Genomic DNA, 22,661 nt, shown 5'->3' with positions numbered 1-22,661 from the left:
CGGGGAAAGCTCTGCTCGCCCCGCGTTTTTTGCTTCACTACAAGCATCGGCGCTGCCGATGCGTTGCAATTACAGCGAGTAGTACATGTCGAACTCGGCAGGGTGAGTCGTCATGCGCATGCGCTGGACGTCCTGCATTTTCAGTTCGATGTAAGCGTCGATCATGGAATCGCTGAACACGCCGCCACGGGTCAGGAACTCGCGGTCTTTGTTCAGGTTGTCCAGCGCTTCTTCCAGCGAAGCGCACACGGTTGGGATCAGTGCGTCTTCTTCCGGCGGCAGGTGGTACAGATCTTTCGATGCTGCCTCGCCCGGGTGGATCTTGTTGGCGATACCGTCCAGACCAGCCATCAGCAGCGCTGCGAAGCACAGGTAAACGTTGGCCAGTGGATCCGGGAAGCGGGTTTCGATACGGCGGCCCTTAGGATTGGCCACGTGCGGAATACGGATCGAAGCCGAACGATTCTTGGCCGAGTACGCCAGTTTGACTGGAGCTTCGTAGCCTGGAACCAGACGCTTGTACGAGTTGGTGCCTGGGTTGGTGATCGCGTTCAGTGCCTTGGCGTGCTTGATGATGCCGCCGATGTAGTACAGCGCGGTGTCGGACAGGCCGGCATAGCCGTCGCCGGCGAACAGGTTGACGCCGTCTTTCCAGATCGACTGGTGCACGTGCATGCCGGAACCGTTGTCGCCAACGATAGGCTTAGGCATGAAGGTGGCGGTCTTGCCATAGCTGTGGGCCACGTTCCAGACCACGTATTTCAGGTTCTGGGTCCAGTCGGCGCGCTCGACCAGGGTCGAGAACTTGGTGCCGATTTCGTTCTGGCCGGCGCCGGCCACTTCGTGGTGGTGCACTTCGACCGGGATGCCCAGCGATTCCAGGATCAGGCACATTTCCGAACGCATGTCCTGGAAGCTGTCCACTGGTGGCACTGGGAAGTAGCCGCCCTTGACGGTCGGACGGTGGCCGGTGTTGCCGCCTTCGAGCTTCTCGCCGGTGGTCCACGAGGCTTCTTCGGAATCGATCTTGACGAAGCAGCCGGACATGTCGATCTTCCAGCGCACGCTGTCGAAGATGAAGAACTCTGGCTCCGGGCCGAAGTAGGCGGTGTCGCCCATGCCGGACGATTTCAGGTAGGCTTCAGCGCGCTTGGCGATGGAGCGTGGATCGCGGTCGTAACCCTTGCCGTCGGCAGGCTCGATGACGTCGCACTGCATGAACAGCGTGGTCTCTTCCATGAACGGGTCGATGTTCGCGGTGTTTGGATCTGGCAGCAGAATCATGTCCGAAGCTTCGATGCCTTTCCAGCCGGCGATCGAAGAACCGTCGAATGCGTGACCCGATTCGAACTTGTCGATGTCGAAGTGCGACACAGGCACGGTGACGTGCTGTTCTTTACCACGGGTGTCGGCGAAACGGAAATCAACGAATTTGACTTCGTTTTCCTGGACCATTTTCAGAACTTCTGCGGCTGTCATTGCCATGCGTATCTCCTAAAGGAATGTGGGGCTCGTGCGCTCTTGGTAAGCAGTATCCGTGCCAGCTCAAAACTCATCAGCTTATGTCGATAGCGTCTTTGAACTTGCTGGCAAAATGAATCTAAAATTCGCAAGCAGGCCAAAATGCCACTATTTGAGGCAACTCAATACCGCACCAACTGAGTGCATGTTCGAGATATTGCACCTGTTTTGTGCATTTTTGGAGAATTCCCGAAAAATGCACGGCTTTGGTGCGTCTGCGTGTGGTGCGGACGCAGGAGGCCTATAATAAACTCAAACTTATTTCTGGAACATGACATGAGCAAAATAGACGATATTCTTGCGCTGGCCCGCAGCCGCAGCAAAGACTGGCCCTATGCCGGCGCCGTGACGCCGCAGGAAGCGTATGAACTGATCAGCGCCGACAACGCGATCAAGCTGGTCGATGTGCGCACCCATGCCGAGCGCGACTGGGTGGGCCGGGTGGCGATACCGGAAGCCCAACATGGTGCGGTCCAGTGGAGTCTGTATCCGGGCGGGATCGCCAACCATGAGTTCATCGAGCAGCTGAACTCGGTGGCGCGCAAGGACCAGGTGATTTTGTTCCTGTGCCGTTCCGGCGTGCGTTCGCGCAGCGCCGCCAAGCTGGCCACCGAACACGGCTACCAGCACTGCTACGACATCCTGGAAGGCTTCGAGGGCGACAAGGACGAGCACGGCCACCGCAAAAACGTCAGCGGCTGGTGCAAGGCCGAGCTGCCCTGGACCGGCGCTTAACAGTTGCATCAAATCGAGCACAGCGTCGTTGCACCGCCTCGCCGTGCTAACGCACTGTCTTCGGCGGCGCGCCTAGCTGCGCTCAATTTAAAGCAACTGCTTAGACCGCCACCGCCTCATCCGGCGCGGGCGCCGACTCGCCCATCAGGAACTGGATGCGCTTGCGCACGAACTGGATGTGGCTGCGCAAGCCGTACAAGCCGTCCGCGAACGATAGCGGGATCGACACCTGGTTGACCAGGTCCTCGATCTCGTTCAGGCGCGCCAGCTGGCTCTCGTAGACCTGCATCCGGTTCTCATCCGACGCCTCCTCCACCGCCTGCTCCACCGCACGCAGCTGGCCGTACCAGCGGTACACGCGCGAACGGATGCGCCACACGTACAGCGGCGGCACCACCTTGGACAGCGGCAGTATCAACGCGCCCAGCGCCACCACCACGACCCACATGCGGTCAAAGAAATTCGCCAGCCAGAACGTCATGTAGCGTTGCAGCAGCGGCGGGCCGCTCTTGTAGAACTTGGCCGCCTCGGCGTCCACCGGGATCTCGGTGTACTTGGCCGATGGGAACTGGCCCTGCTGCGAGAACCAGCCGGCGCCGCTGTGAATGCTGCTGGCCGCCTGCACGAACAGGTCGGTCAGCGCCGGATGCAGGTCGTCGCGCGCCACCAGCGTGGCGGTCGGGGCGATCAGGTTGTAGTCCTCGGCCGGGATATCGCGGCCCAGGTCGACGATCCCCTGCGGCAGCACCACGTGCGTCAAAAAGGGCAGCTTGCGGGCGTAGGCTTCCGCCTGGTTGAAGTTGAACAGCTTGATGCCCGGCGTTTGCAGCAGCATCTGGATCAGCGGCGCCTCCGGGGCCGAGGTGAACACCAGGCCGTCGATGCGTCCTTCCAGCAGCTCCACCGTGGCCGGCGTGTTGGCCAGCGAGAAGCGCTCCACTTCGCCCTTCTCGACGCCGTTCAGCTCCAGCACCTGGCGGAACAGGCGCGGGGCGCCGGCGCCTCTGGGGCCGTAGTTGATCTTCAGGCCACGCAGCTGCGTCAGCTGGGTGATGGGCGGCTTGCCCTTGGTCTCGCGCAGGAACAGCCACAGCGGCTCGACAAACAGGCTGCCCAGCGAGGTCAGGCCTTCACGCTCGGCCGCTTCCTCGTTGGTGGAACCGCTTTGGACGAAGGCGATATCGACTTCGCCGGCCTTCAGGCGCTTGAGGTTTTCGCCGGAGCCGGCGGACGGCACCAGCGTCACCTTGACGCCGTGCTTGGCCAGCGCGGCCGCGTATTTCTTACCGAACTCGGCGTAGGCGCTGTTTTCCTGGCCGGTGGCCAGGCGCACCGTACGCGGCGGCGCCGGATCCACCAGCCAGTAGGCCAGCAGGCAGACACCGGCGATCAGGGCGATGGTGGGCGCGGCGGCGACAAACAAGTCCCGCATGGAGAACTGCGTGAACTTGAGGATTTTGGACATGTGGTGGCGTATCGGTTTCATGGGCTGATACATTGCCAACAAATGAGCAACTATGCAAGGGAAACACGCCGCTGCCGATTGAGCGGCGCCTTACCCCTTTGAGGCCGAGGGTCGGACCCCGTCTGGGGTCCGACCCTGGTGCGCCGCCGTGCGGGGTGAAATCAGCCGCCGCAGGCCTGCAGCGGCGGCGTCACCGCCGCCGTGGCGTTGCCGCCGGTCTTGACGATCACCGGCGGCGTCGGCCCCGGCTTGGCGATCGGATGCGGCTCGATCAGCGGCATCAGGTTGGGCGCCAGCACCACCAGCAGCTGCACCGGCAGCGCGCTGGTGAAGTCGTAGTGCTTCGAATCCGGCCCGTGCACATAGGCCGTCATCGAACCAAAGAAGCGCTCGCCGATGTTGAACACAAACGTCGCCGACCGGTTCACATAGCGTGACTCGATCAGGCGTCCGCCGCCGCCGTAGACGTCGAAGCGCTGGTCGCCGGTGCCGGTCTTGCCGCCGACCGGGATCACCTTGCCGTCCGAACCGACGAAGGCCATGCGCGCCCGCTTGGCGGTGCCGTCCGACACCACGCCGCGGATCGCATCGGCCACCACGCGCGCCACCTCCGGCGCCAGCACTTGCTCGTTGGCGGTCGGCTTGCCCTTGGTGACCACGGTCTCGTACGGCGTGCCCTCGGCGAAATGCAGCGAGCTGATGCGCTGGCTGCTCTTGCGCACGCCGCCGTTGACGATAATCCCCATCAGCTCCGCCAGCGCCGCCGGCCGGTCGGCCGAGGCGCCCAAGGTGGTCGCATACGAAGGCACCAGCGAATCGAACGGATAGCCCATCTTCTTCCACTGCTTGTGGATTTCCATGAAGCCTTCCACCTCGATCAGGCCGACGATGCGCTTGTCCTGCGCGTGCTTGTGGTGGGTCTTGAACAGCCACTGGTAGACTTCCTGCCGCTCCTTCTCGCTGGCCGCGGTCATCTGCGACAGCGTGGCGCCCGGATGCAAGCGCATATACGCCGCCATCCACAGCTCCAGCGGGTGCACGCTGGCCAGGTAGCCGCGATCGGCCAGCGACCACTTGTCGATCGCATACTGATCGTACAGCTTGGCCACGCGCTCTTCCGGCACCTCGTTTTGCGACGGCAGGTTGTCCTTCAGGAAGGCGGCAAACTGCTGCTGATTGGCGGTCGGATACAGGGTGCGGTGGATCACCGCCAGCCGCACCGGCGTGCTGCGGATATTCGCCAGCAGGATCTTGTCCAGCTCGGACTCCGGCTTGCCCTTGTACTTGGCGTAGAAGCGGCCCAGGAATTCCTTGCCTTCCTTGTCGGCGAAGCGCGCCAGGTATTGGGCGCGGCGCGGATCGTCCGAATCGGCCAGCAGCGATGCCGACGAGCCCGGCGTCTGGAACATGTAGTACTTGGCGACGTCGCGCATCAGGCGCACGAACACCAGGTTGGTCGAATGGCGCAGCGCCTCGGTCACGGTCAGGATCTTGCCGTTGTCGTCCTTCGAGAAGTTGCCGAAGTGGTGCAGGCCGCCGCCGGTGAAGAAGCCCTCGCCCGGATTGCCGGAATACTTGCGCTCCATGGCCGCGTTCAGCATCGGCGTCAGTTCGCGTCCGCCCTTCTCCAATGGCAGCGCCTTGAAGTAGTCCAGCGCCCATTGCGACAGCTTGTCCTGCGGATCGACCTTGACGTTGCCGAGCGCCGCAGCATCCATGCCGCCGTACTTCTTGTGCAGCATGTCGACGATGTCCAGATAGGTCACCAGCGTGCGCAGCTTGGCGGTCGAGCCCAGGTCCAGCTTGGCGCCTTCGTTGATGTCCAGCGGCTGGTCGAAGTTATCCGTTTGCAGGCGCAACAGATTGTTCTGCTCGCCCTTCTCCAGCAAGGTGAAGCTGTACACCACGTTGGCCGGATCGCCGTTGCCCAGCATGCCCTTGCCGGTCAGGCCGGCGGCCTTGGCCTTCTCCGGATCGCGCAGGTCGCGCAGCACTTGCGTGACGGCGGTCTGGGCCTGCGCGTCCAGGGTGCTGACCACGCTCAGGTCGAGGCGGTCCAGGTTGTACATGCGGTTGTCGCCCAGCAGGTTGGCCAGGTGGTTGCGGATCGCGTTGGAGGCCTTGCGCGACACGAAGGTCATCGCCGGCGCCGACTCCAGGCCGTTGCCGGTGGCCGGATGCAGTTTCTGCTGCAAGGCCATGTCGCGCATGGCCGGCGTGATCACGCCGTCCTGCGCCAGGATGCGCAGGTGGCTGTTGGCCAGCACTTCCAGGTCGGCCGCGCCGGCGCCCAGGTAGTAGCTCGGACGGCGTTGCGCGATCATCAGGCTCAGCGCTTCCTTGAAGGTCAGCGCGGTTTCCGCATCCGGGTTGTCGAGCTTGCCGCCCAGCAGGCGGTTGAAGTCCGGGAAGCTGCGGCCATACCAGACCCACATGCCGTCGCCGATGCCGTTCACTTCGCCGTAGCCGGGCTTGGCCGACAGCGGCACCGTGTTCAGGTAGTCGATGACGATGCGGCGGCGCGCCTTGGTGGTGTCCGGTCCGTCCTGGTAGGAGCGCAGGCTGGCCGAGACCATCTGCTGCAACTTGTCCTTCATGGAACCGGTGCGGCCCTCAGGCGAGTGGCGGTATTTTTCGATCTGCGTGGCCAGCGTGCTGCCGCCCGCCGCGCGGTGGCCGCCGGCGACCGAGGTCACGCTTTTTTCAATCACCGCCTTGCCCAGCCGGTCCCACTCGACGGCCGGATTGCGGGTCGGGTATTTGGTGTCGAGCAGCTCGCGGTTTTCAATGAACAGCAGGCTGTTAATCAAGGCCATCGGCGCCTGCTCGAACTTGTTGTAGATGCGCTCCGGATAGCTGGCGGCAAACAGCTGCTGCGCGCGGCAATCGTAGATCGTCAGGCCGGTCTTGGTCTTTTCGCGATAGGTGGCGAACACGCCCATGTCGGCCAGCTCGGCCATCTTGGGCGAGATGCGCACCTGCGCGCTGACCTGGTAGTCGCGCGCGCTCAGCTTGCCCAGGTAGTCCGGCAGGCCGGCGTAGCCGAGCCGCTCGTCGTACGGGCTGTCTTTCGGGAAACGGATCGCCTTGCTGGCGCCCGGCTCCATCTTGTAGGTCATCTTGCCGACCAGGTCGGTGAAGATGCGCGCCTGCATGCTGGAGGTGCGGGTTTCCTGGATGCCCCAGTAGACCGCGAACGACAGGCCGACCAGCAGCACCAGCAGGAAAGCGTTGCGCGAACGCTTGCTTTTCGGCGGCGTGGTGGGCGGCGGCGCGTCCATCTGGGCCTGGGCCAGATGCGCTTCGGTTTGCTCGGGAGTGGGCGGCGGCACAACACGCAAGTGCCGGGTACGGCGATAGCCTAACGCTGCTGCGCCTGCGCGCAATTTGCGCACTGCGCGGACAACAAGACGGGGCCGGCGGAAACGACGATTGCTTAACATATGATTCAAACCGGTCAGCTGTTTCAGTAAAACTTACTCGAATGTAGGGCTACATTGCTAGCTTCCATTGCACCACATCGGAGGGGTGCGAACCGGCGCGGATGCAGAATAATTTTACTGCGCGGTTTGTTTTTCGCAAAAAAACAACGGCGTGCTTTCCGCGGAAAGAACGCCGTCCGGGCCCTTCTGATAACAGTGTGACACTAAGTGTTGTTGAACTCTACATTGAGCTTCTTGAGCTCGGAGCACAATTGAATAAACGCTGTGGCTGTCTGGACCGCTTCGCCTTTGACGCCCAGCTCGATATGGCGGCGCGTGTGCGCATCGCCCACGCTCGGCAGGCTGAATACCTTCACCTTCGGGAACTGCGCTTCGAGCGCCACCATCAGCGGCGTCAGCGCCGATTCGGCCGCCTCGTACACCAGCACCGACTGCTCCAGGCGCGGCTCGCGGTTGAACAGGTCGGCGTAGTGGTTGTCCAGCACCCACTCGATCATCGGCCACGCCATCACCGGGAAGCCCGGCACGAAGTAATGCTTGTGCAAAGCGAAACCGGCAATGTTGTTGTACGGGTTAGGAATCAGCGCCGCGCCCTGGGCGAACTCGGCCATCTTCAGGCGGTGCAGGTTTTCCTCGGAATTCAGGTCCACCTGCTGGCCGGCGTCCTGGCCCATTTGCAGGATGCGCTGCTGGATGTTGATCTTGCCCTGCTCATGCATGACCAGCGGCAGGCCCAGCGCGTTGGCGGCGGCCAGGCGGGTGTGGTCGTCCGGCGTGGCGCCGATGCCGCCGCAGCAGAACACGATGTCGTCGCTGGCGAAAGTGCGCTTGAGCGTGGCGGTGATGCGCTCCGGGTCGTCTGCCAGGATTTCGGCCCAGGCCAGTTGCAGGCCGCGCGCCGCCAGCATCTGCACGACCTTGGGGAAATGCTGGTCGACGCGCCTGCCGGACAGGATTTCGTCGCCGATGATGATGAGACCGATGGCCATGGTTATCTGCTTTCTTTAAAGGGTGATTTCCGCCGGAGCGGCAGCCTGGGCGCGCAGGCGCGCCAGCGCATCGAGACAATAATACGCAAACCACAAGCCGGTGAAGATAAAAATCAGCACGTACAGCCAGATCGACGCCGCCGCCAGGAAGGGGAAGAACACCACCGCCAGCACGGTGCCGCCCAGCCAGATCGCGCCCGGCAAGGCGCCGGCCGCGCCCGAGATGACGCCGATCGCCAGCAGGCGCCAGCGGTGCTCGGCCAGGATCTGGCGGCGCTCCTCGGCGGTGGCGTAATCGGCCAGCGCGTCGTACACCATCACGCGGCAGGTCAGCCAGCCCCACAGCAGCGCCTGCACGATGATGGCCAGCGGCGGGAAAAAATACAAGGGCAAGGTCACGATCCACAGGCCGATGAAGATCGCCATGCCGCCCAGCGCGGTGACGGCGCTGCCGACCAGGCTGCCGCCCTTGCGCTGCTCCAGCTGCGGATAGTGGCGCAGGCCGACATGGCGGCCGATCAGCGGCATCGCGATCACGCCGATGAAGATCAGCGCGGTCAGTATCATCAGCGGCAGGAACAGCAGCATGGCGATCAGCGGCGGCATCACGGTTTTCAGCACGGCCAGCCCCAGCGAAGTGAGCAGGTTGCCGGCCGGCGTGAACAGGTTGTGCTCGGAGAATTGCGCATGCACGTAGTCGATCAGCGGTTGCAGCCAGAAATACAAGGCCACGGCCCACACGCCGACCGCCAGCAGGAAGGGCGCCAGGCTCATCGCCAGCATCTTGCCGTGCCATTGAGACAGGAAGGCGCGGCCCCAGGAACGGAGTACATTCGTCATCAGACCACATCCTTGCGTGCGTATTCGACCATGCGCTTCAGGCCCAGCCATTGCTGCGCCCAGAAGCCCTTGCCATATTCGCGGCCGGGAGTGACGACGCCCTGCGCGTCGGTCTGCGGCAGCTGGTCGCGGATGCCGGTGGCGACGTACGCCGGCGTGAAATTGGCGGTGCGGAAGATGATGTCCCAGATGGGCAGCAGCACGGCGAAATTGCAGCCGCCCAGCGTGCCCTTGCCGTGCGATTCGTGGCCGACGCCGATCGCATGGTGCATGCGGTGGTAGCGCGGCGACACCAGCAGCCATTCGCCGACGCGGCCGAAGTGAATGCGCACATTGGCGTGCTGCAGGCTTTGCAGGATGCGCGACACCGACACCAGCATCACGTACTGCGACGGCTCGACGCCGATGCACAGCGCGATCACGCCCATGTAGACGTCGCGCAGCAGGTCGTCGAGCAGGTGGTTGCGGTTGTCGCTCCACAGGTTCATGTTCTGCTGGCTGTGGTGCAGGCCGTGCAAGCCCCACCACCAGTTGAACTGGTGCGAGGCGCGGTGGTACCAGTAATCGAAGAAGTCCAGCACCACGAAGTAGACCAGGAAGCTGCCAAGCGGACCGATGCCCGGCCACAGCGATTCGAGGTTGAGCGGCTGGAAGCTTTCGAAGCGCAGCATGGCGGCCACGCTGTCCATCATCGGATCGAGCGTGAAGAAGATCAGCACCGAGAACAGGCCGATGCGGTGCAGCACGGTGTAGATGAAGTCGGTACGGCGGGCGTGCGGATCGGTGAACTTGTGCACCGGGATCATCGCCTCCAGCGGACGCAGCACCAGGAACAGCAAGGTCAGCTCCAGCACGCCGATCAGCAGCCACTCGGTGCCCTCGAACGCTTCCTCGATAAATTCGCCGAAGCCGAGCTGGAACACCAGCGGCTGTATCACCGTCTCGAACAACCAGCCTTGGGCCACGCCCAGCCAGTCGGAAAATAATTGCATCATTTGTGCTTGTTGAACTGTGAAAGATAGTCGGGATGCTCGCGCAGCGTGGCGAAGCAATAGCCCTTCTGTTCCAGGCCGCTGATCAGCGGCTCCAGGTTGGCCGGCGCCCACGCATCCTTGCGCGACCAGATGCCCATGTGGGCGACGAAGATGTCGCCGTCCCGCAAGTCGCGCAGGGACTTCTGCAACAATACCGCATTCGGATAGGCCGCGCTGGAGAGCTCGTCGCCGGAGAAGCCGGCCGGCGCCCAGCCCACGTGCGCGTAGCCGCAGGCCTGCGCCGCCGCCAGCGAACGCGGCGAGGTGCGGCCGGCCGGCGCGCGCCAGATCGGATCGAGGTGCTTGCCGGTCAGTTCGACGAAACGCTGGTCGACGCGCTTGATTTCCTCGCAATACTGCGCCGGCGTCAACGAGCGCAGTTTGCCGGCCTGCGCGCCGAAGCCGGGCTTGACCTGCAGGGAACCGTCGGCGCCGTCCTTGACCAGCACGTCATGGTCGAAGGTGTGCGAACCGATCGCATGGCCCTCTGCCACGCGCGCCTTCCAGTAGGCCGACCAGGACGGGTCGAGCGAGTAATCGCCGTTGATGGTTTTCTCGTTGGCCAGGAAGAAGGTGGCCTTGATCCGGTGACGGTTCAGCGTATCGGCGATCAGCGCGGCCTGCGACTGGCTGCCGGTGTCGAAGGTCAGGTAGATGGTGCCCTTGCAGGCGCTGTGGCGCAGCACGGCCGCCTGCGGCCTGGCGCCGGCGCCTGCCGCTGCGGACGCTACGGTCACGGCCGAAGCCGCCGGGGCCGGGGCGGCCGCCGACGCAGCTGTCGCCGCAGCCGCGGCGGCGATGCCGGCCGCCTTGGCTTCGGCCGCGCGCCGCGCCGGGCCGTTGAGGCTGCGGGCATGGGCGTTGGCGGCGCGGGCGGCGTCGTTGAGCTCGCGCGCGTCGCTGTTGGTCGCGTTGACCGCCTTGGCGCTGTCGGCGGCCTGCGCCGCCGGCGTCGCCGCCAGCGCCAGCAAAGTCAGGGCGGCGGCGGCGTTCATTACATGCGCTGGGCGGCGTTGAAGAAGAACACGCCGTGCGGCGAGCGTCCCACCGGGATCAGCTTGGTCACCTTGCGGGTGGCCAGGTCGATCACGGCCACTTTCTTGATCCAGCGCAGCGTGACCCACATGGTCTTGCCGTCGGCGGTGATCTCCATGCAGTCCGGGCCGCCTGGAACATTGATCTGGCCGACGTTTTCCAGCGTCTTCTGGTCGATGATGTTAATCGAGTTCGACACCCGGTTCGACACATAGGTCAGGCGGCCGTCGCCGGCGGCGCGGAAGTTGTGCGCGCCCTGGCCGGTCTTGATGCGCTTGACGGTTTTCTGGGTTTTCCAGTCGATCACTTCGACGTAGTCGCTGCCCATGATGCCGACCAGCAGGTACTTGTCGTCCGGCGTCATGGCGATACCGGCCGGCAGTTTGCCGACCGACATGGTCCACTTCAGCGTCTGCGTGGCGAGGTCGATGGCGCTGACCTGGTCGCTGCCCTGCTGGGTGATGAACACCATATTGCTGGCGGCGTTGAAGGCCATGTGGCTGGGCAGCTTGGCCAGCGGGATGCGCTTGGCCAAGGTCAGGTTGGCGCCGTCGTATTTGTACAGGTCGACGCGATCCAGCCGCAGCGAGTTCGACACGAACCACTTCTGGTCCGGCGAGAAGCCGATCTGGTAGGGGTCGAGGATGTCCTTGATGGTGCGCTGGACCTGGCCGCTCTTCGGATCGAGGAAGATCAGTTCGTTGCCCACCGAGCTGGCGACGATCAGGGATTTGTTGTCCGGCGTCGACATCAGGTGGTGCGGCTCTTTGCCGACCGGGAAGGTGGACAGGTCTTTGTAAGTGTCCTGATCCAGCAGTTGCACAGTGGCGTCGCGCGAGTTAAGCACAACCACTACGTTGGCCTGCGCGCTGCTGATGGCAGTGACGGCGCAGGCACAGGAAAGCACGATACGGCGGAGACTACGGAGCATGTAAAAATCGCTTGAAAGAGCAAAACGTTTATTTTACGTGCAAACTGCGCCGGGACGAGACAAATGCCGCAATTATTCCTTGCTGCGGACGCCCTGCTACAATTCGGGGCTATCTTTAACGACTCCACAGAAGGAAAATCATGTCCATTATCACCACCGACTCCGGCCTGCAATACATCGAACTGACCGAAGGCGAAGGCGACGTCGCCAAAGCCGGCCAGAACGTCACCGTGCACTACACCGGCTGGCTGCGCAACGACGACGGCACCAAGGGCGCCAAATTCGACTCCAGCAAGGACCGCAACGATCCATTCGAGTTCGCCCTGGGCGCCGGCATGGTCATCCGCGGCTGGGATGAAGGCGTGCAAGGCATGAAGATCGGCGGCGTGCGCCAGCTGATCATCCCTGCAGAACTGGGCTACGGCTCGCGCGGCGCCGGCGGCGTGATCCCGCCGAACGCCACGCTGATTTTTGATGTGGAACTGCTGGGCGTTTAAGTACAAGCGCCGTAGTCATTCCCGCGAAAGCGGGAATCTATGCTGAGTATGGATTCCCGCCTGCGCGGGAAGTCATGGCCCCCAATGGGGGGCATGACGGCGGTCAGCGCTGCCAGTTGCGGCGCAGCGCTTCCAGCTCGGCTCGCGTGTCGAGCATGCCGCCGACGATGCGCTGGTCGATCGCTTCCAGCAGCGCCGTCGGCATCTCGGCGCCACCCAGGCCGTAAACGCCCGCCGCCGGCAGCGGCCGCGCGTTCTGCACCAGCACCGGGATCCGCCACTCGTCGCTGACGCGGCACGCTATCCCCACCAGATCCTGACTCAGGCCCACCAGCGTAAAGCTGCGGCAGTACCCTCCCTCGTTCGACAGAAAACTCAGCCCCACCCGCACCTCGCCTTCCGACGGCGCGGCGCCGCCCATCTGCTGGCTCAGCGCGTTGGCCAGGCGGCCCTGCGCGACCAGCATGCCGTTGCGGCTGGCGACGGTGGTCGGCGCCGCGGCCGGCTCGCTGAACCAGCCCGGCTGCCAACGCGCCAGGCCGAACTTGCCGGCCGCCAGGCCCAGCACCATGACCAGCGCCAGCGCGCCCCATTCCAGCCAGCCCCATTGATGTCTGGCCGCCTTGCGCGCGGCCTGCTGCTGCGCAGCGCGCTGCGCGCGCACCGCCGCCAGCTGCACCACCTTGGCGTGGCGCGGATGGGAACCCAGCTCGACGCCGGACGGCGCCTGCTCGGCATACACCTCGTCGCGCGCGGCGCGCAGGCGCGCCACGCGGCGGGCGAGGCTGCTGTCGCGGCGCATGGCGGACTCGACGGCGAGACGCAAGGCGTCGTCCAGTTCGCCGTCGGCATATGCAATCAAAGTCTCGTCTGAAAAGGTCATGATTCCTGTCCCGGATCGTCCCATCATAAACCTTTTTGCAGCGCGATGCGGGTCCGCGCGCGCCGCGTAGCACCAGTAAACACGGGGGTTTTATTGCAGTGCAGCGTGGCGCGGCAGCTACTGTAAGGGCTACTTCGTACAGAAACCATTACATTTGACAATATTTATGCTAATCTGCGCGCTCTAATAACCAAGGAGGTAGTAATGAAAAAAGGCGAATTGATTGCAGAATTTGCGAAACGCACTGAAGTGTCCGCTGCTGCCGCCAACGGTGCAGTGAATACTCTGATCGCCATCATCACCGAGCGTCTGAAAAAAGGCGACACGGTAGGCATCACCGGCTTCGGCACCTTCTCCGTGGCGAAACGCGCTGCCCGTAAAGGCCGCAATCCTGCAACCGGCGAAGCGATCAAGATCGCCGCGTCGAAAACTCCAAAATTCTCGGCTGGCGCGACCCTGAAGTCGGCTGTCAACCCGACGAAGAAGAAGTAAGCAGGCGCTTCGGCACGCGGCGTTCGCGTCGCGGTGCCAGTGCCCGCCAGGGCACCGGAAACGGCGGTACATGCCAGGTCTTCGGACCGGCCTGTCCGCCGTTCTGTTTTTGAGGAGTCCCTCTAGCGGTTTTGGCGGCGGCTGCGGGTATGATGGCGGCTACCCCCTACCTACCCGAGGAGAAGTGATGAGTTTAGAAGAGCAATTCGCGCAGGCCCAGCTGGATTCGAAGAACCTGCCTGAGCGCCCGGACAACATGACGCTGCTGAAGATCTACGCGCTGTTCAAGCAAGGTTCGGCGGGCGACGCCAGCGGCGACCGTCCCGGCATGACCGACTTCGTCGGCCGCGCCAAGTTCGACGCCTGGGCCGCGCTGCAAGGCACCTCGCTGGACGAAGCGAAACAACAGTACATCGACCTGATCGAAGGTCTGAAGTAAACCATACAACCCCGTCAGCCTCTGCGCCACGCTGGCGCCGCCGCTTAGGGGTCGGACCCCGCACGGGGTCCGACCCCGCCTGGCCGTGCGGGGTTTTTCTTAGCCGGCGGTGAACACCCGCCGCATCTTGTCGGCCACCTTGGCCTCGATCTGCGACGAGAACGCGCTGAACAGGAAGCCCAGCGCGATATGCAAACGCGCTTCTTCCGGCAGCAAGGTCAGCGATCCGCTGACGCCGCTGCGCTCGAAACGCAGCACGTCGCCGTCCCACACGCAGTCCAGATCAAATTGCTCGGCCAGCTTGTCGGCCACTTCCTGGGCGGCCGCGCGGGCCGGTTCCAGCGCCAGGTGGTGCGCCTGGACGATGTTGATATCAGCCATCCGGCATCCTCTTGTATGAAAAGGCGCCATGATGCCAGTTGCGCCGCAGCCGCGCCAGTCCGCGCCGGAACGCATTTGCTTATATGTATTGTATATAAGCGCAATTTGTGAGAAATAGCGAATTACCTTAAAATACAGTGCTTTGCTGAGGTTAGCCGGGCCATCCCACCGCCGCCGACGCCGCTGCACACCAACATTGATAGGACTGTTATGACCCACGTTGTCACCGAATCTTGCATCAGCTGCCGCTATACGGACTGCGTCGATGTTTGCCCGGTAGATTGTTTCCGCCAAGGCCCGAACTTCCTCGCGATCGACCCTGACGAGTGCATCGACTGCGCCGTGTGCGTGGCTGAATGCCCGGTCAACGCGATCTTCGCCGAAGAAGACGTGCCGGGCGACCAGCAGCAATTCATCAAGATTAACGTCGACCTCGCCCGCAACTGGCCTTCGATTACCAAGACTATCCCGCCGCTGCCGGAAGCGGACCAGTTCAAGGACGTCAAAGAAAAACTGCACCTGCTGGTACGCTAAGACAACTGGCGAGGCAGCCCGGGGCAGCGCCTTCCGCGTACGCTGGCAACAGCCGTCGCGCAGCCCAGTGTTGCCTAACCATTATTGAAATAACAGGAAACCACGTATGAATAGCACTGTCACCTCCCCTGGCGTCATCGAAGCCGATGCCGTCATCATCGGCGCCGGCCCGGTCGGCCTGTTCCAGGTCTTCGAACTCGGCCTGCTGGAAATCAAAGCCCACGTGATCGATTCGCTGGGCGCGGTGGGCGGACAGTGCGTGGAACTGTACCCGGACAAGCCGATCTACGACATCCCTGCCGTGCCGTCGTGCACCGGCCAGGAACTGACCGACAACCTGCTCAAGCAGATCGAGCCGTTCGAGCCGACCTTCCACCTGGGCCAGGAAGTGACCAAGGTCGCGCGCCGCGACGACGGCCGCTTCGACGTCGAGACCAGCGCCGGCACCGCCTTCGTCACCAAGACCATCTTCATCGCCGCCGGCGTCGGTTCGTTCCAGGCCCGCACGCTGAAAGTGGACGGCATCGAAGTGTTCGAAGGCTCGCAGCTGCACTACAAGGTCAAGGATCCTGCCCAGTTCGAAGGCAAGAACCTGGTCATCTGCGGCGGCGGCGACTCCGCGCTGGACTGGGCGCTGAACTTCGTCGGCAAGGCCGAATCGGTGGTCCTGTTGCACCGCCGCGAGGACTTCCGCGCCGCGCCGGCCTCGGTCGCCAAGATGAAAGCCTTGTGCGATGAATACGAAATGCAGCTGATCATCGGCCAGGCCACCGGCCACGAAGTCGATGCCGACGGCAAGCTGTCGCAGCTCAAAGTGACCGGCGCCGACGGCGTCACCCGCCGCGTGCCGCTGGACATGCTGCTGGTGTTCTTCGGCCTGTCGCCGAAGCTGGGTCCGATCGCCGAATGGGGCCTGGACATCGAACGCCGCCAGCTGAAGGTGCAAAACACCGAAAAATTCGAGACCAACGTGCCGGGCATCTTCGCGGTGGGCGACATCAACACCTATCCGGGCAAGAAAAAACTGATCCTGTCGGGCTTCCATGAAGCCGCGCTGGCCGCCTTCGGCGCCGCGCCATACATCTTCCCGGACAAGAAGATCCACATGCAATACACCACCACCTCACCTAAATTACACAAGGTGCTGGGCGTGGAAACCCCGGTCTTCGACTAATTGTCAGCAACTGTTCTACACAAAAGCAGCGGAAACGCTGCTTTTTTTATTGGTTCGGCGGTATTATTATTTGACCACGGCGGCATTGTGGATAATACGTAGGCTTGCTTGGCGGTATTTTGGAATGCTTTACGTCACAAACAATTATTCTAAAATTTGGCTTATGATGTGAGGTATTGGTGCATCGCACCAAGCTCTTGACCCAGGAATAAATATGCTCTACCACCTGCACGAAATGCACCGCTCTTTCCTGACGCCCCTGATGCAATGGGCCGACGCGTCGTCTAAAATGTTCACCAACCCGGTTTCGCCACTGGCGCACACGCCATTTGCCCAGCGCATCGCCGCGGGCTACGAGCTGATGTACCGCCTGGGCAAGGACTACGAAAAGCCGGCGTTCGAGATCGACAGCACCGAAGTCAAGGGCGAAACCATCGCCATCATCGAACAAGTGGTGTCGAACAAGGCCTTCTGTCGCCTGATCCACTTCAAGAAAGACCTGGACGACAAGAAAACCAAGGCCCTGAAACAGCCGACCGTGCTGCTGGTGGCGCCGCTGTCCGGCCACCATTCGACGCTGCTGCGCGACACCGTGCGCGGCCTGTTGCACGACCACGACGTCTTCATCACCGACTGGACCGATGCGCGCATGGTGCCGCTGTCGGAAGGCGCCTTCCACCTGGACGATTACATTTTCTACGTGCAGGACTTCATCCGCCAGCTGGGCCCGGACGTGCACGTGATTTCCGTCTGCCAGCCGACCGTGCCGGTGCTGGCGGCGATTTCGCTGATGGCCACCGCCAAGGACCCGGCGCTGCCGAAGACCATGACCATGATGGGCGGCCCGATCGACCCGCGCCGCTCGCCGACGCAGGTCAACAACCTGGCCACCGAAAAGAAATTCTCGTGGTTTGAAAACACCGTGATCTACGCGGTGCCGCCGAACTATCCGGGCTTCGGCCGCAAGGTCTACCCGGGCTTCCTGCAACACGCCGGCTTCATCGCCATGAATCCCGGCCGCCATGCGCAGAGCCACCGCGAGTTCTATATGCACCTGGTCGAGGGCGACGACGAGCCGGCCGACAGCCACCGCAAGTTCTACGACGAGTACAACGCCGTGCTGGACATGCCGGCCGAGTACTACCTGGACACGATCAAGACCGTGTTCCAGGACTTCGCGCTGCCCAAGGGCACGTGGATGGTCGGCGGCAAGCCGGTGCGTCCGCAGGACATCACCACGGTGGCGCTGTTCACCGTCGAAGGCGAACTGGACGACATCTCCGGCGCCGGCCAGACCCAGGCCGCGCACGACCTGTGCTCCGGCATCCCGGCCGACATGCAGCAGGATTATGTCGCCCCCGGCGCCGGCCACTACGGCATCTTCTCCGGCCGCCGTTGGCGCGAGATGGTGTGCCCGAAAATCACCGACTTCATCAAGAAGCACGGCTAAGCGCCCCCTGCTCCGCACCATCCCTGCTTCGGCGGGGATTTTTTTTGTCTCGATAAAATATATCATGTCGTGATATATTACGCGCTTTCACACTCAGCGCTGCCGCCATGCCCTCACGCTCCCCTCCACCGCTGGCCAAGTCCGACTTTGCCGCGCTGTCCGAATTCCGCTACCAGATGCGGCGCTTCGAGCGCTTTTCCGAAGACGTGGTGCAGGCCAAAGGCATCACCCCGCTGCAGTACCTGCTGCTGCTGCACATCAAGGGCTATCCCGGCCGCGACTGGGCCACCGTCGGCGAGCTGGCCGAGCGCCTGCAAGCCAAGCCGCACGGCGTGGTGGCGCTGGTGTCGCGCTGCGAGGCCGCCGGGCTGGTCGAGCGTCGCCCCGGCAGCAGCGACCGCCGCCGGGTCGAAGTTCATCTGCTCAAGGAAGGCGAGGCCATGCTCGGCCAGCTGGCCGAGCTGCACCGCGCGGAACTGCTGTCGCTGGACGGCGTGTTCACCATCCCTAAACTCAGCCAGGACGACCATGAATAACTACGACGCCCGCCGCGATTTCGACGGCAGTTCCCGGCTGGTGCTGATCGCCGCCATCGCCGCCGTGGTCGGCGCGCTCAGCACCGTGACCGCCGACCTGCTGCTGCACGCGATCCGCTTCTTCACCAACCTGTTCTTCTTCCAGAAGTTTTCCACCGCGTTCACCTCGCCGGCCACGCACACGCTGGGCGCCTGGGTGATCGCGGTGCCGGTGATCGGCGGCCTGATCATCGGCCTGATCGCGCGCTACGGCACCGAGGCGATCCGCGGCCACGGCATCCCGGAAGCGATCGAGGCCATCCTGTTCAAGAGCAGCACCATGTCGCCCAAGGTGGCCGTGCTCAAGCCGCTGGCGTCGGGCATCGCCATCGGCAGCGGCGGCCCGTTCGGCGCCGAGGGCCCCATCATCATGACCGGCGGCGCGGTCGGCTCGCTGATCGCCCAGCACTTCCACCTCAGCGGCGCCGAGCGCAAGGCCCTGCTGGTGGCCGGCGCCGTGGCCGGCATGACGGCCATCTTCGGCACGCCGATCGCCGCGCTGCTGCTGGCGGTCGAGCTGCTGCTGTTCGAACTGCGTCCGCGCAGCCTGGCGCCGGTGGCCGTGGCGTGCGCGGTGGCCGGCTTCCTGCGGCCGCTGCTGATGGAGAGCGGGCCGCTGTTCCCGCTACATACCGAGGCGCTGCCGCCGTCGGCGCTGCTGTCCTGCCTGATCGGCGGGCTGCTGTGCGGCGCGCTGGCCTGGCTGCTGTCGACCGCGCTGTACCGGGTCGAAGACGGCTTCCACAAGCTGCCGCTGCACTGGATGTGGTGGCCGGCGCTGGGCGGGCTGGCGGTCGGCATCGGCGGCTTCCTCCAGCCGCGCGCGCTGGGCGTGGGCTACGACGTCATCGCCGACCTGCTCAACAACCACATGGCCGCCAGCGCCATCGCCGGCCTGCTGCTCGTCAAGGCCGTGATCTGGCTGCTGGCGCTGGGATCGGGCACCTCCGGCGGCGTGCTGGCGCCGCTGCTGATGCTGGGCGCCGGCCTGGGCGCGCTGCTCGGCCCCTATTTACCTGGCGACGCCCCGGCCGTGTGGCCGCTGGTGTTCATGGCCGCCACCCTGGGCGGCATGATGCGCGCGCCGGTGATGGCGGTGGTGTTCGCCTTCGAGCTGACGCACGACGTCAACGCCCTGCTGCCGGTGCTGGCCACGTCGACCGTGGCCTATGCGTTCACGGTGATCACCATGCACCGCTCGATCCTGACCGAAAAAATCGCCCGCCGCGGCCATCACATCTACCGCGAATACGGCATCGATCCGATGGAGCGCCACAGCGTGGCCGAAGTCATGACGGCGGCGCCCGTCAGCATCGACGGGCAGACGCCGATCGCCGAAGTGCTGCTGAGCCACTTCGGCCCGGCGCAGCGCCACCGCGCCTTCCCCGTCACGCGCGACGGCGCGCTGCTCGGCATGCTCGACCGCGCGGCCCTGGACAGCGAGCGCGCCGCCGGCGCGCTGCGCGTCTACGAACTGTTCGGCGTGAACGTGCCGATCTTCGCGCTGGCCGACGAAACCTGCCGCGCGCTGGCGACGCGGCTGGCCGTGCACCAGCTGGAACGCCTGCCGGTGGTCAGCGACGCGCACACGCGCCGGCTGATCGGCATCGTCAGCCGCAGCGACCTGATCAAACCGGCGCTGAGCCTGCACGCGGAAGAGCTGGAGCGGCAGACCGTGCGCCGCGTGTGGCCGTCGAAACCGCGCTCGGAATAAGGTTTTTGGCGGCGGGCGGCGCAGATATCGGATAATGGCGTTTTATCGCAATGAGTTCGCCGTGCAGCCCACCGCCCCCACCACCTTAGCCGACCGCATCGAAGACGTCCTGCCGCAAACGCAGTGCACCAAGTGCGGCTACGACGGCTGCCGTCCGTATGCGGAGGCGATCGCCGCCGGCACGGCCGAGATCAACCAGTGCCCGCCCGGCGGCGCCGAAGGCATCGCCCGCTTGTCGTCGGTGACGGGCCGCAAGATCATTCCGCTCAATCCCGTCAACGGCGTGGAGCGGCCGCGCGCGGTGGCCTACATCGACGAGTCGCTGTGCATAGGCTGCACGCTGTGCATCCAGGCTTGTCCGGTGGACGCCATCGTCGGCGCGGCCAAGCTGATGCACACCGTGGTGCCCGAGCTGTGCACCGGTTGCGACCTGTGCGTCCATCCCTGCCCGGTCGATTGCATCGTCATGTACCCGGTCACCGAGACCACCGGCTGGGACGCCTGGCGCCAGGCCGACGCCGACGCCGCGCGCGCACGCCACGACTTCCGTACCGTTCGTCTCCAGCGCGACAAGGATGAAAACGACGCCCGCCTGGCGGCCAAGGCCGAGGCCAAGATGGCGGCGGTGCACGCGCTCGATCCGGCCGACGCCGCCGGCGAAGCCGAGAAGGAACGCAAGCGCGCCATCATTGCCGCCGCGATGGAACGCGCGCGCCTCAAAAAAGAACAGAACCAACAAGAATGAATCCAGCCAAACGCCAAGAAATGTTCGAGCGCTTCCGCGCCGCCAATCCCAAGCCTGAAACCGAACTTGAATATACGACGCCGTTTGAACTGCTGATCGCCGTGCTGTTGTCGGCGCAGGCGACTGACGTCGGCGTCAACAAGGCCACGCGCAAGTTGTACCCGGTGGCCAACACGCCGCAGGCCATACTGGACCTGGGTGAAGAGGAACTGAAGACCTACATCCAGACCATCGGCCTGTACAAGACCAAGGCCAAGAACGTCATCGCGACGTGCCGGATGCTGGTGGAGCTGCACGGCGGCGAAGTGCCGCGCGACCGCGAATCGCTGGAAGCCCTGCCGGGCGTGGGCCGCAAGACCGCCAACGTGGTGATGAACACGGCCTTCGGCGAACCGACGATGGCGGTGGACACGCACATCTTCCGCGTTTCCAACCGCACCGGCCTGGCGCCGGGCAAAAACGTCGACATCGTCGAACAGAAGCTGCTGAAGTTCGTGCCGAAGGAATTTTTGCAGGACGCCCACCACTGGCTGATCCTGCACGGCCGCTACACCTGCAAGGCGCGCAAGCCCGAGTGCTGGAACTGCATGCAGCAGGACTTGTGCGACTACCGCAGCAAGACCCCTGCGCCAGCCAGCGCATAACCCCGGATTTCAGACCAGCACGAGGTTGTCGCGGTGGATCAGTTCCTGGCCTTCGACGAAGCCCAGGATGGATTCGATCTCGCTCGATGGCTTGCGCATGATGCGGCGCGTTTCGGCGCTGGTGTAGTTCGACAGGCCGCGCGCCACCGGCGCGCCGTCCGTACCGATGCAGGTGATCACCGCGCCGCGCCCGAACTCGCCCTTCACTTCCACTACGCCGATCGGCAGCAGCGACTTGCCTTCCTTGCTCAGCTTCTGCACCGCGCCTGCGTCCAGCACCACTTGGCCCGCCGTGTGCAGGTGATCGGCCATCCATTGCTTGCGGGCCGTCAGGTGGCCGGTCTGCGCGACCAGCTCGGTGCCGATGGATTCGCCGCCGGCCAGACGCCCCAGCACGTTATCTTCGCGGCCATACGCGATCACCGTATGCGCGCCCGATTTGGCGGCGCGCTTGGCCGCCAGGATCTTGGTCAGCATACCGCCGCGCCCCAGGCTGCTGCCGGCGCCGCCCGCCATCGCCTCCAGCGCCAGATCGCCGGCGCGGCCCTGCTGGATCAGCACGGCAGAAGGGTCCTTGCGCGGATCGGCGCTGAACAGGCCTTGCTGGTCGGTCAGGATGATCAGCGCATCGGCCTCGATCAGGTTGGCCACCAGCGCGCCCAAGGTATCGTTGTCGCCGAACTTGATCTCGTCGGTGACCACGGTGTCGTTCTCGTTGATGATCGGCACCACGCCCAGGCGCAGCAAGGTGGTCAAGGTCGAGCGCGCGTTCAGGTAGCGTTCGCGGTCGGCCAGGTCGGCGTGCGTCAGCAGCACTTGCGCCGTGCCCAGCTGGTGCGCGCGGAAGCTGGTTTCGTAGATCTGCGCCAGGCCCATCTGGCCGACGGCGGCGCACGCCTGCAATTCGTGGATGTCGGTGGGGCGCTGCTCGAAGCCCAGGCGCAGCATGCCTTCGGCGATGGCGCCGGACGACACCAGCACCACTTCCTTGCCCAGAGCCCGCAGGCCGGCGATCTGCGCGGCCCAGCGCGCGATGGCGGCGTGGTCCAGCCCACGGCCGTCGTTGGTGACCAGCGACGAGCCGACCTTGATGATGATGCGGGTAGCTTTTTGGATGACAGAATTCATGGACACGGGCTT

22 protein-coding genes are annotated in these 22,661 nt (G+C 64.1%); 11 read left to right on the top strand and 11 right to left on the bottom strand.

All coding sequences use genetic code 11. From position 1 onward, the window contains the following. Positions 1–69: 69 nt before the first annotated feature. Positions 70–1,485 (bottom strand): type I glutamate--ammonia ligase, encoded by a 1,416-nt coding sequence (gene glnA, locus RUGAMON1_RS06045; RefSeq protein ID WP_026335076.1) that lies wholly within the window; start codon positions 1,483–1,485, stop codon positions 70–72. A gap of 312 nt (positions 1,486–1,797) precedes the next feature. On the opposite strand from glnA, the gene RUGAMON1_RS06040 reads away from it, so the two are divergent. Further along, a complete protein-coding gene (locus RUGAMON1_RS06040) occupies positions 1,798–2,256 on the top strand; it encodes a rhodanese-like domain-containing protein (RefSeq protein ID WP_445229642.1) in 459 nt (152 codons plus the stop codon). A gap of 100 nt (positions 2,257–2,356) precedes the next feature. Here the strand turns inward: RUGAMON1_RS06040 and RUGAMON1_RS06035 are convergent, their stop codons facing one another. The 7 genes from RUGAMON1_RS06035 to RUGAMON1_RS06005 all read right to left on the bottom strand — a co-directional run bounded on the left by RUGAMON1_RS06035 (position 2,357) and on the right by RUGAMON1_RS06005 (position 11,993). Next, positions 2,357–3,721, bottom strand: coding sequence for a TAXI family TRAP transporter solute-binding subunit (locus RUGAMON1_RS06035; protein WP_445229884.1), 1,365 nt, complete (start codon positions 3,719–3,721; stop codon positions 2,357–2,359). Between the two features lie 161 nt (positions 3,722–3,882). Beyond that, on the bottom strand, positions 3,883–7,002 hold the full coding sequence (locus RUGAMON1_RS06030; protein ID WP_445229883.1) for a transglycosylase domain-containing protein: 3,120 nt from the start codon (positions 7,000–7,002) through the stop codon (positions 3,883–3,885). 365 nt (positions 7,003–7,367) lie between these two features. Further along, a complete protein-coding gene (locus tag RUGAMON1_RS06025; protein ID WP_445229641.1) occupies positions 7,368–8,153 on the bottom strand; it encodes a competence/damage-inducible protein A in 786 nt (261 codons plus the stop codon). Positions 8,154–8,168: 15 nt separating this feature from the next. Then, positions 8,169–8,993 (bottom strand): EI24 domain-containing protein, encoded by an 825-nt coding sequence (locus RUGAMON1_RS06020; protein ID WP_445229640.1) that lies wholly within the window; start codon positions 8,991–8,993, stop codon positions 8,169–8,171. Next, positions 8,993–9,988 (bottom strand): sterol desaturase family protein, encoded by a 996-nt coding sequence (locus tag RUGAMON1_RS06015; RefSeq protein WP_445229639.1) that lies wholly within the window; start codon positions 9,986–9,988, stop codon positions 8,993–8,995. The genes RUGAMON1_RS06020 and RUGAMON1_RS06015 overlap by 1 nt, the downstream gene beginning before the upstream one ends. After that, positions 9,985–11,022, bottom strand: a complete 1,038-nt coding sequence (locus RUGAMON1_RS06010; protein WP_445229638.1) for a polysaccharide deacetylase family protein — start codon at positions 11,020–11,022, stop codon at positions 9,985–9,987. The genes RUGAMON1_RS06015 and RUGAMON1_RS06010 overlap by 4 nt, the downstream gene beginning before the upstream one ends. Then, entirely contained in the window at positions 11,022–11,993 is a 972-nt protein-coding gene (locus RUGAMON1_RS06005) for a YVTN family beta-propeller repeat protein (RefSeq protein ID WP_445229637.1), read from the bottom strand. The genes RUGAMON1_RS06010 and RUGAMON1_RS06005 overlap by 1 nt, the downstream gene beginning before the upstream one ends. Before the next feature lie 140 nt (positions 11,994–12,133). Between RUGAMON1_RS06005 and RUGAMON1_RS06000 the strand changes: the two genes are divergently transcribed. Beyond that, positions 12,134–12,490, top strand: a complete 357-nt coding sequence (locus RUGAMON1_RS06000; protein ID WP_445229636.1) for an FKBP-type peptidyl-prolyl cis-trans isomerase — start codon at positions 12,134–12,136, stop codon at positions 12,488–12,490. Positions 12,491–12,593: 103 nt separating this feature from the next. Here RUGAMON1_RS06000 and RUGAMON1_RS05995 read toward each other — a convergent pair whose 3' ends face one another. Further along, positions 12,594–13,373 carry a hypothetical protein gene (locus RUGAMON1_RS05995; RefSeq protein ID WP_445229635.1) on the bottom strand — a complete coding sequence of 260 codons (780 nt, stop codon included), beginning with the start codon at positions 13,371–13,373 and terminating at the stop codon, positions 12,594–12,596. A gap of 186 nt (positions 13,374–13,559) precedes the next feature. Here RUGAMON1_RS05995 and RUGAMON1_RS05990 point away from each other — a divergent pair, with 186 nt between their 5' ends. Both RUGAMON1_RS05990 and RUGAMON1_RS05985 read left to right on the top strand, forming a co-directional pair. Further along, positions 13,560–13,865, top strand: coding sequence for an HU family DNA-binding protein (locus tag RUGAMON1_RS05990; RefSeq protein WP_328595527.1), 306 nt, complete (start codon positions 13,560–13,562; stop codon positions 13,863–13,865). A gap of 187 nt (positions 13,866–14,052) precedes the next feature. Beyond that, the gene (locus RUGAMON1_RS05985) at positions 14,053–14,304 is read left to right on the top strand and encodes an acyl-CoA-binding protein (RefSeq protein WP_020705202.1); all 252 of its coding nucleotides are present in this window, start codon (positions 14,053–14,055) and stop codon (positions 14,302–14,304) included. 99 nt (positions 14,305–14,403) lie between these two features. On the opposite strand, the gene RUGAMON1_RS05980 is transcribed toward RUGAMON1_RS05985, so the two are convergent. Further along, positions 14,404–14,685 (bottom strand): polyhydroxyalkanoic acid system family protein, encoded by a 282-nt coding sequence (locus RUGAMON1_RS05980; RefSeq protein WP_445229634.1) that lies wholly within the window; start codon positions 14,683–14,685, stop codon positions 14,404–14,406. 210 nt (positions 14,686–14,895) lie between these two features. Between RUGAMON1_RS05980 and fdxA the strand changes: the two genes are divergently transcribed. The 7 genes from fdxA (at position 14,896) to nth (ending at position 21,521) form a co-directional block, all read left to right on the top strand. Further along, positions 14,896–15,219: a ferredoxin FdxA gene (gene fdxA / locus RUGAMON1_RS05975; RefSeq protein ID WP_008445669.1), complete on the top strand. Its 324-nt coding sequence runs from the start codon at positions 14,896–14,898 to the stop codon at positions 15,217–15,219. A gap of 106 nt (positions 15,220–15,325) precedes the next feature. After that, positions 15,326–16,393, top strand: coding sequence for an NAD(P)/FAD-dependent oxidoreductase (locus RUGAMON1_RS05970; protein ID WP_445229633.1), 1,068 nt, complete (start codon positions 15,326–15,328; stop codon positions 16,391–16,393). Positions 16,394–16,607: 214 nt separating this feature from the next. Then, the gene (locus RUGAMON1_RS05965; protein ID WP_445229632.1) at positions 16,608–17,843 is read left to right on the top strand and encodes a polyhydroxyalkanoate depolymerase; all 1,236 of its coding nucleotides are present in this window, start codon (positions 16,608–16,610) and stop codon (positions 17,841–17,843) included. A gap of 107 nt (positions 17,844–17,950) precedes the next feature. After that, positions 17,951–18,379: a MarR family winged helix-turn-helix transcriptional regulator gene (locus RUGAMON1_RS05960; RefSeq protein ID WP_445229631.1), complete on the top strand. Its 429-nt coding sequence runs from the start codon at positions 17,951–17,953 to the stop codon at positions 18,377–18,379. Further along, entirely contained in the window at positions 18,372–20,132 is a 1,761-nt protein-coding gene (locus RUGAMON1_RS05955; protein ID WP_445229630.1) for a chloride channel protein, read from the top strand. The genes RUGAMON1_RS05960 and RUGAMON1_RS05955 overlap by 8 nt, the downstream gene beginning before the upstream one ends. Positions 20,133–20,166: 34 nt before the next feature. Continuing rightward, positions 20,167–20,877, top strand: coding sequence for an electron transport complex subunit RsxB (rsxB, locus tag RUGAMON1_RS05950; RefSeq protein ID WP_445229629.1), 711 nt, complete (start codon positions 20,167–20,169; stop codon positions 20,875–20,877). After that, positions 20,874–21,521, top strand: coding sequence for an endonuclease III (nth, locus tag RUGAMON1_RS05945; protein WP_445229628.1), 648 nt, complete (start codon positions 20,874–20,876; stop codon positions 21,519–21,521). The genes rsxB and nth overlap by 4 nt, the downstream gene beginning before the upstream one ends. A gap of 9 nt (positions 21,522–21,530) precedes the next feature. Here nth and proB read toward each other — a convergent pair whose 3' ends face one another. Continuing rightward, a complete protein-coding gene (gene proB, locus RUGAMON1_RS05940; RefSeq protein ID WP_445229627.1) occupies positions 21,531–22,649 on the bottom strand; it encodes a glutamate 5-kinase in 1,119 nt (372 codons plus the stop codon). Between the last annotated feature and the right edge of the window lie 12 nt (positions 22,650–22,661).

This window comes from Duganella rhizosphaerae (genome assembly GCF_040364205.1).
Taxonomy (GTDB): Bacteria; Pseudomonadota; Gammaproteobacteria; order Burkholderiales; family Burkholderiaceae_D; genus Rugamonas; species Rugamonas rhizosphaerae.
This window is presented reverse-complemented; position numbering and strand designations above follow the sequence as displayed.

Excerpts from the sequence above, each read along its gene's own strand:
- glnA (WP_026335076.1), bottom strand. The coding sequence starts at position 1,485 with ATGGCAATGACAGCCGCAGAAGTTCTGAAAATGGTCCAGGAAAACGAA.
- RUGAMON1_RS06040 (WP_445229642.1), top strand. The coding sequence starts at position 1,798 with ATGAGCAAAATAGACGATATTCTTGCGCTGGCCCGCAGCCGCAGCAAA.
- RUGAMON1_RS06035 (WP_445229884.1), bottom strand. The coding sequence starts at position 3,721 with ATGTCCAAAATCCTCAAGTTCACGCAGTTCTCCATGCGGGACTTGTTT.
- RUGAMON1_RS06030 (WP_445229883.1), bottom strand. The coding sequence starts at position 7,002 with ATGGACGCGCCGCCGCCCACCACGCCGCCGAAAAGCAAGCGTTCGCGC.
- RUGAMON1_RS06025 (WP_445229641.1), bottom strand. The coding sequence starts at position 8,153 with ATGGCCATCGGTCTCATCATCATCGGCGACGAAATCCTGTCCGGCAGG.
- RUGAMON1_RS06020 (WP_445229640.1), bottom strand. The coding sequence starts at position 8,993 with ATGACGAATGTACTCCGTTCCTGGGGCCGCGCCTTCCTGTCTCAATGG.
- RUGAMON1_RS06015 (WP_445229639.1), bottom strand. The coding sequence starts at position 9,988 with ATGATGCAATTATTTTCCGACTGGCTGGGCGTGGCCCAAGGCTGGTTG.
- RUGAMON1_RS06010 (WP_445229638.1), bottom strand. The coding sequence starts at position 11,022 with ATGAACGCCGCCGCCGCCCTGACTTTGCTGGCGCTGGCGGCGACGCCG.
- RUGAMON1_RS06005 (WP_445229637.1), bottom strand. The coding sequence starts at position 11,993 with ATGCTCCGTAGTCTCCGCCGTATCGTGCTTTCCTGTGCCTGCGCCGTC.
- RUGAMON1_RS06000 (WP_445229636.1), top strand. The coding sequence starts at position 12,134 with ATGTCCATTATCACCACCGACTCCGGCCTGCAATACATCGAACTGACC.
- RUGAMON1_RS05995 (WP_445229635.1), bottom strand. The coding sequence starts at position 13,373 with ATGACCTTTTCAGACGAGACTTTGATTGCATATGCCGACGGCGAACTG.
- RUGAMON1_RS05985 (WP_020705202.1), top strand. The coding sequence starts at position 14,053 with ATGAGTTTAGAAGAGCAATTCGCGCAGGCCCAGCTGGATTCGAAGAAC.
- RUGAMON1_RS05980 (WP_445229634.1), bottom strand. The coding sequence starts at position 14,685 with ATGGCTGATATCAACATCGTCCAGGCGCACCACCTGGCGCTGGAACCG.
- fdxA (WP_008445669.1), top strand. The coding sequence starts at position 14,896 with ATGACCCACGTTGTCACCGAATCTTGCATCAGCTGCCGCTATACGGAC.
- RUGAMON1_RS05970 (WP_445229633.1), top strand. The coding sequence starts at position 15,326 with ATGAATAGCACTGTCACCTCCCCTGGCGTCATCGAAGCCGATGCCGTC.
- RUGAMON1_RS05965 (WP_445229632.1), top strand. The coding sequence starts at position 16,608 with ATGCTCTACCACCTGCACGAAATGCACCGCTCTTTCCTGACGCCCCTG.
- RUGAMON1_RS05960 (WP_445229631.1), top strand. The coding sequence starts at position 17,951 with ATGCCCTCACGCTCCCCTCCACCGCTGGCCAAGTCCGACTTTGCCGCG.
- RUGAMON1_RS05955 (WP_445229630.1), top strand. The coding sequence starts at position 18,372 with ATGAATAACTACGACGCCCGCCGCGATTTCGACGGCAGTTCCCGGCTG.
- rsxB (WP_445229629.1), top strand. The coding sequence starts at position 20,167 with ATGGCGTTTTATCGCAATGAGTTCGCCGTGCAGCCCACCGCCCCCACC.
- nth (WP_445229628.1), top strand. The coding sequence starts at position 20,874 with ATGAATCCAGCCAAACGCCAAGAAATGTTCGAGCGCTTCCGCGCCGCC.
- proB (WP_445229627.1), bottom strand. The coding sequence starts at position 22,649 with ATGAATTCTGTCATCCAAAAAGCTACCCGCATCATCATCAAGGTCGGC.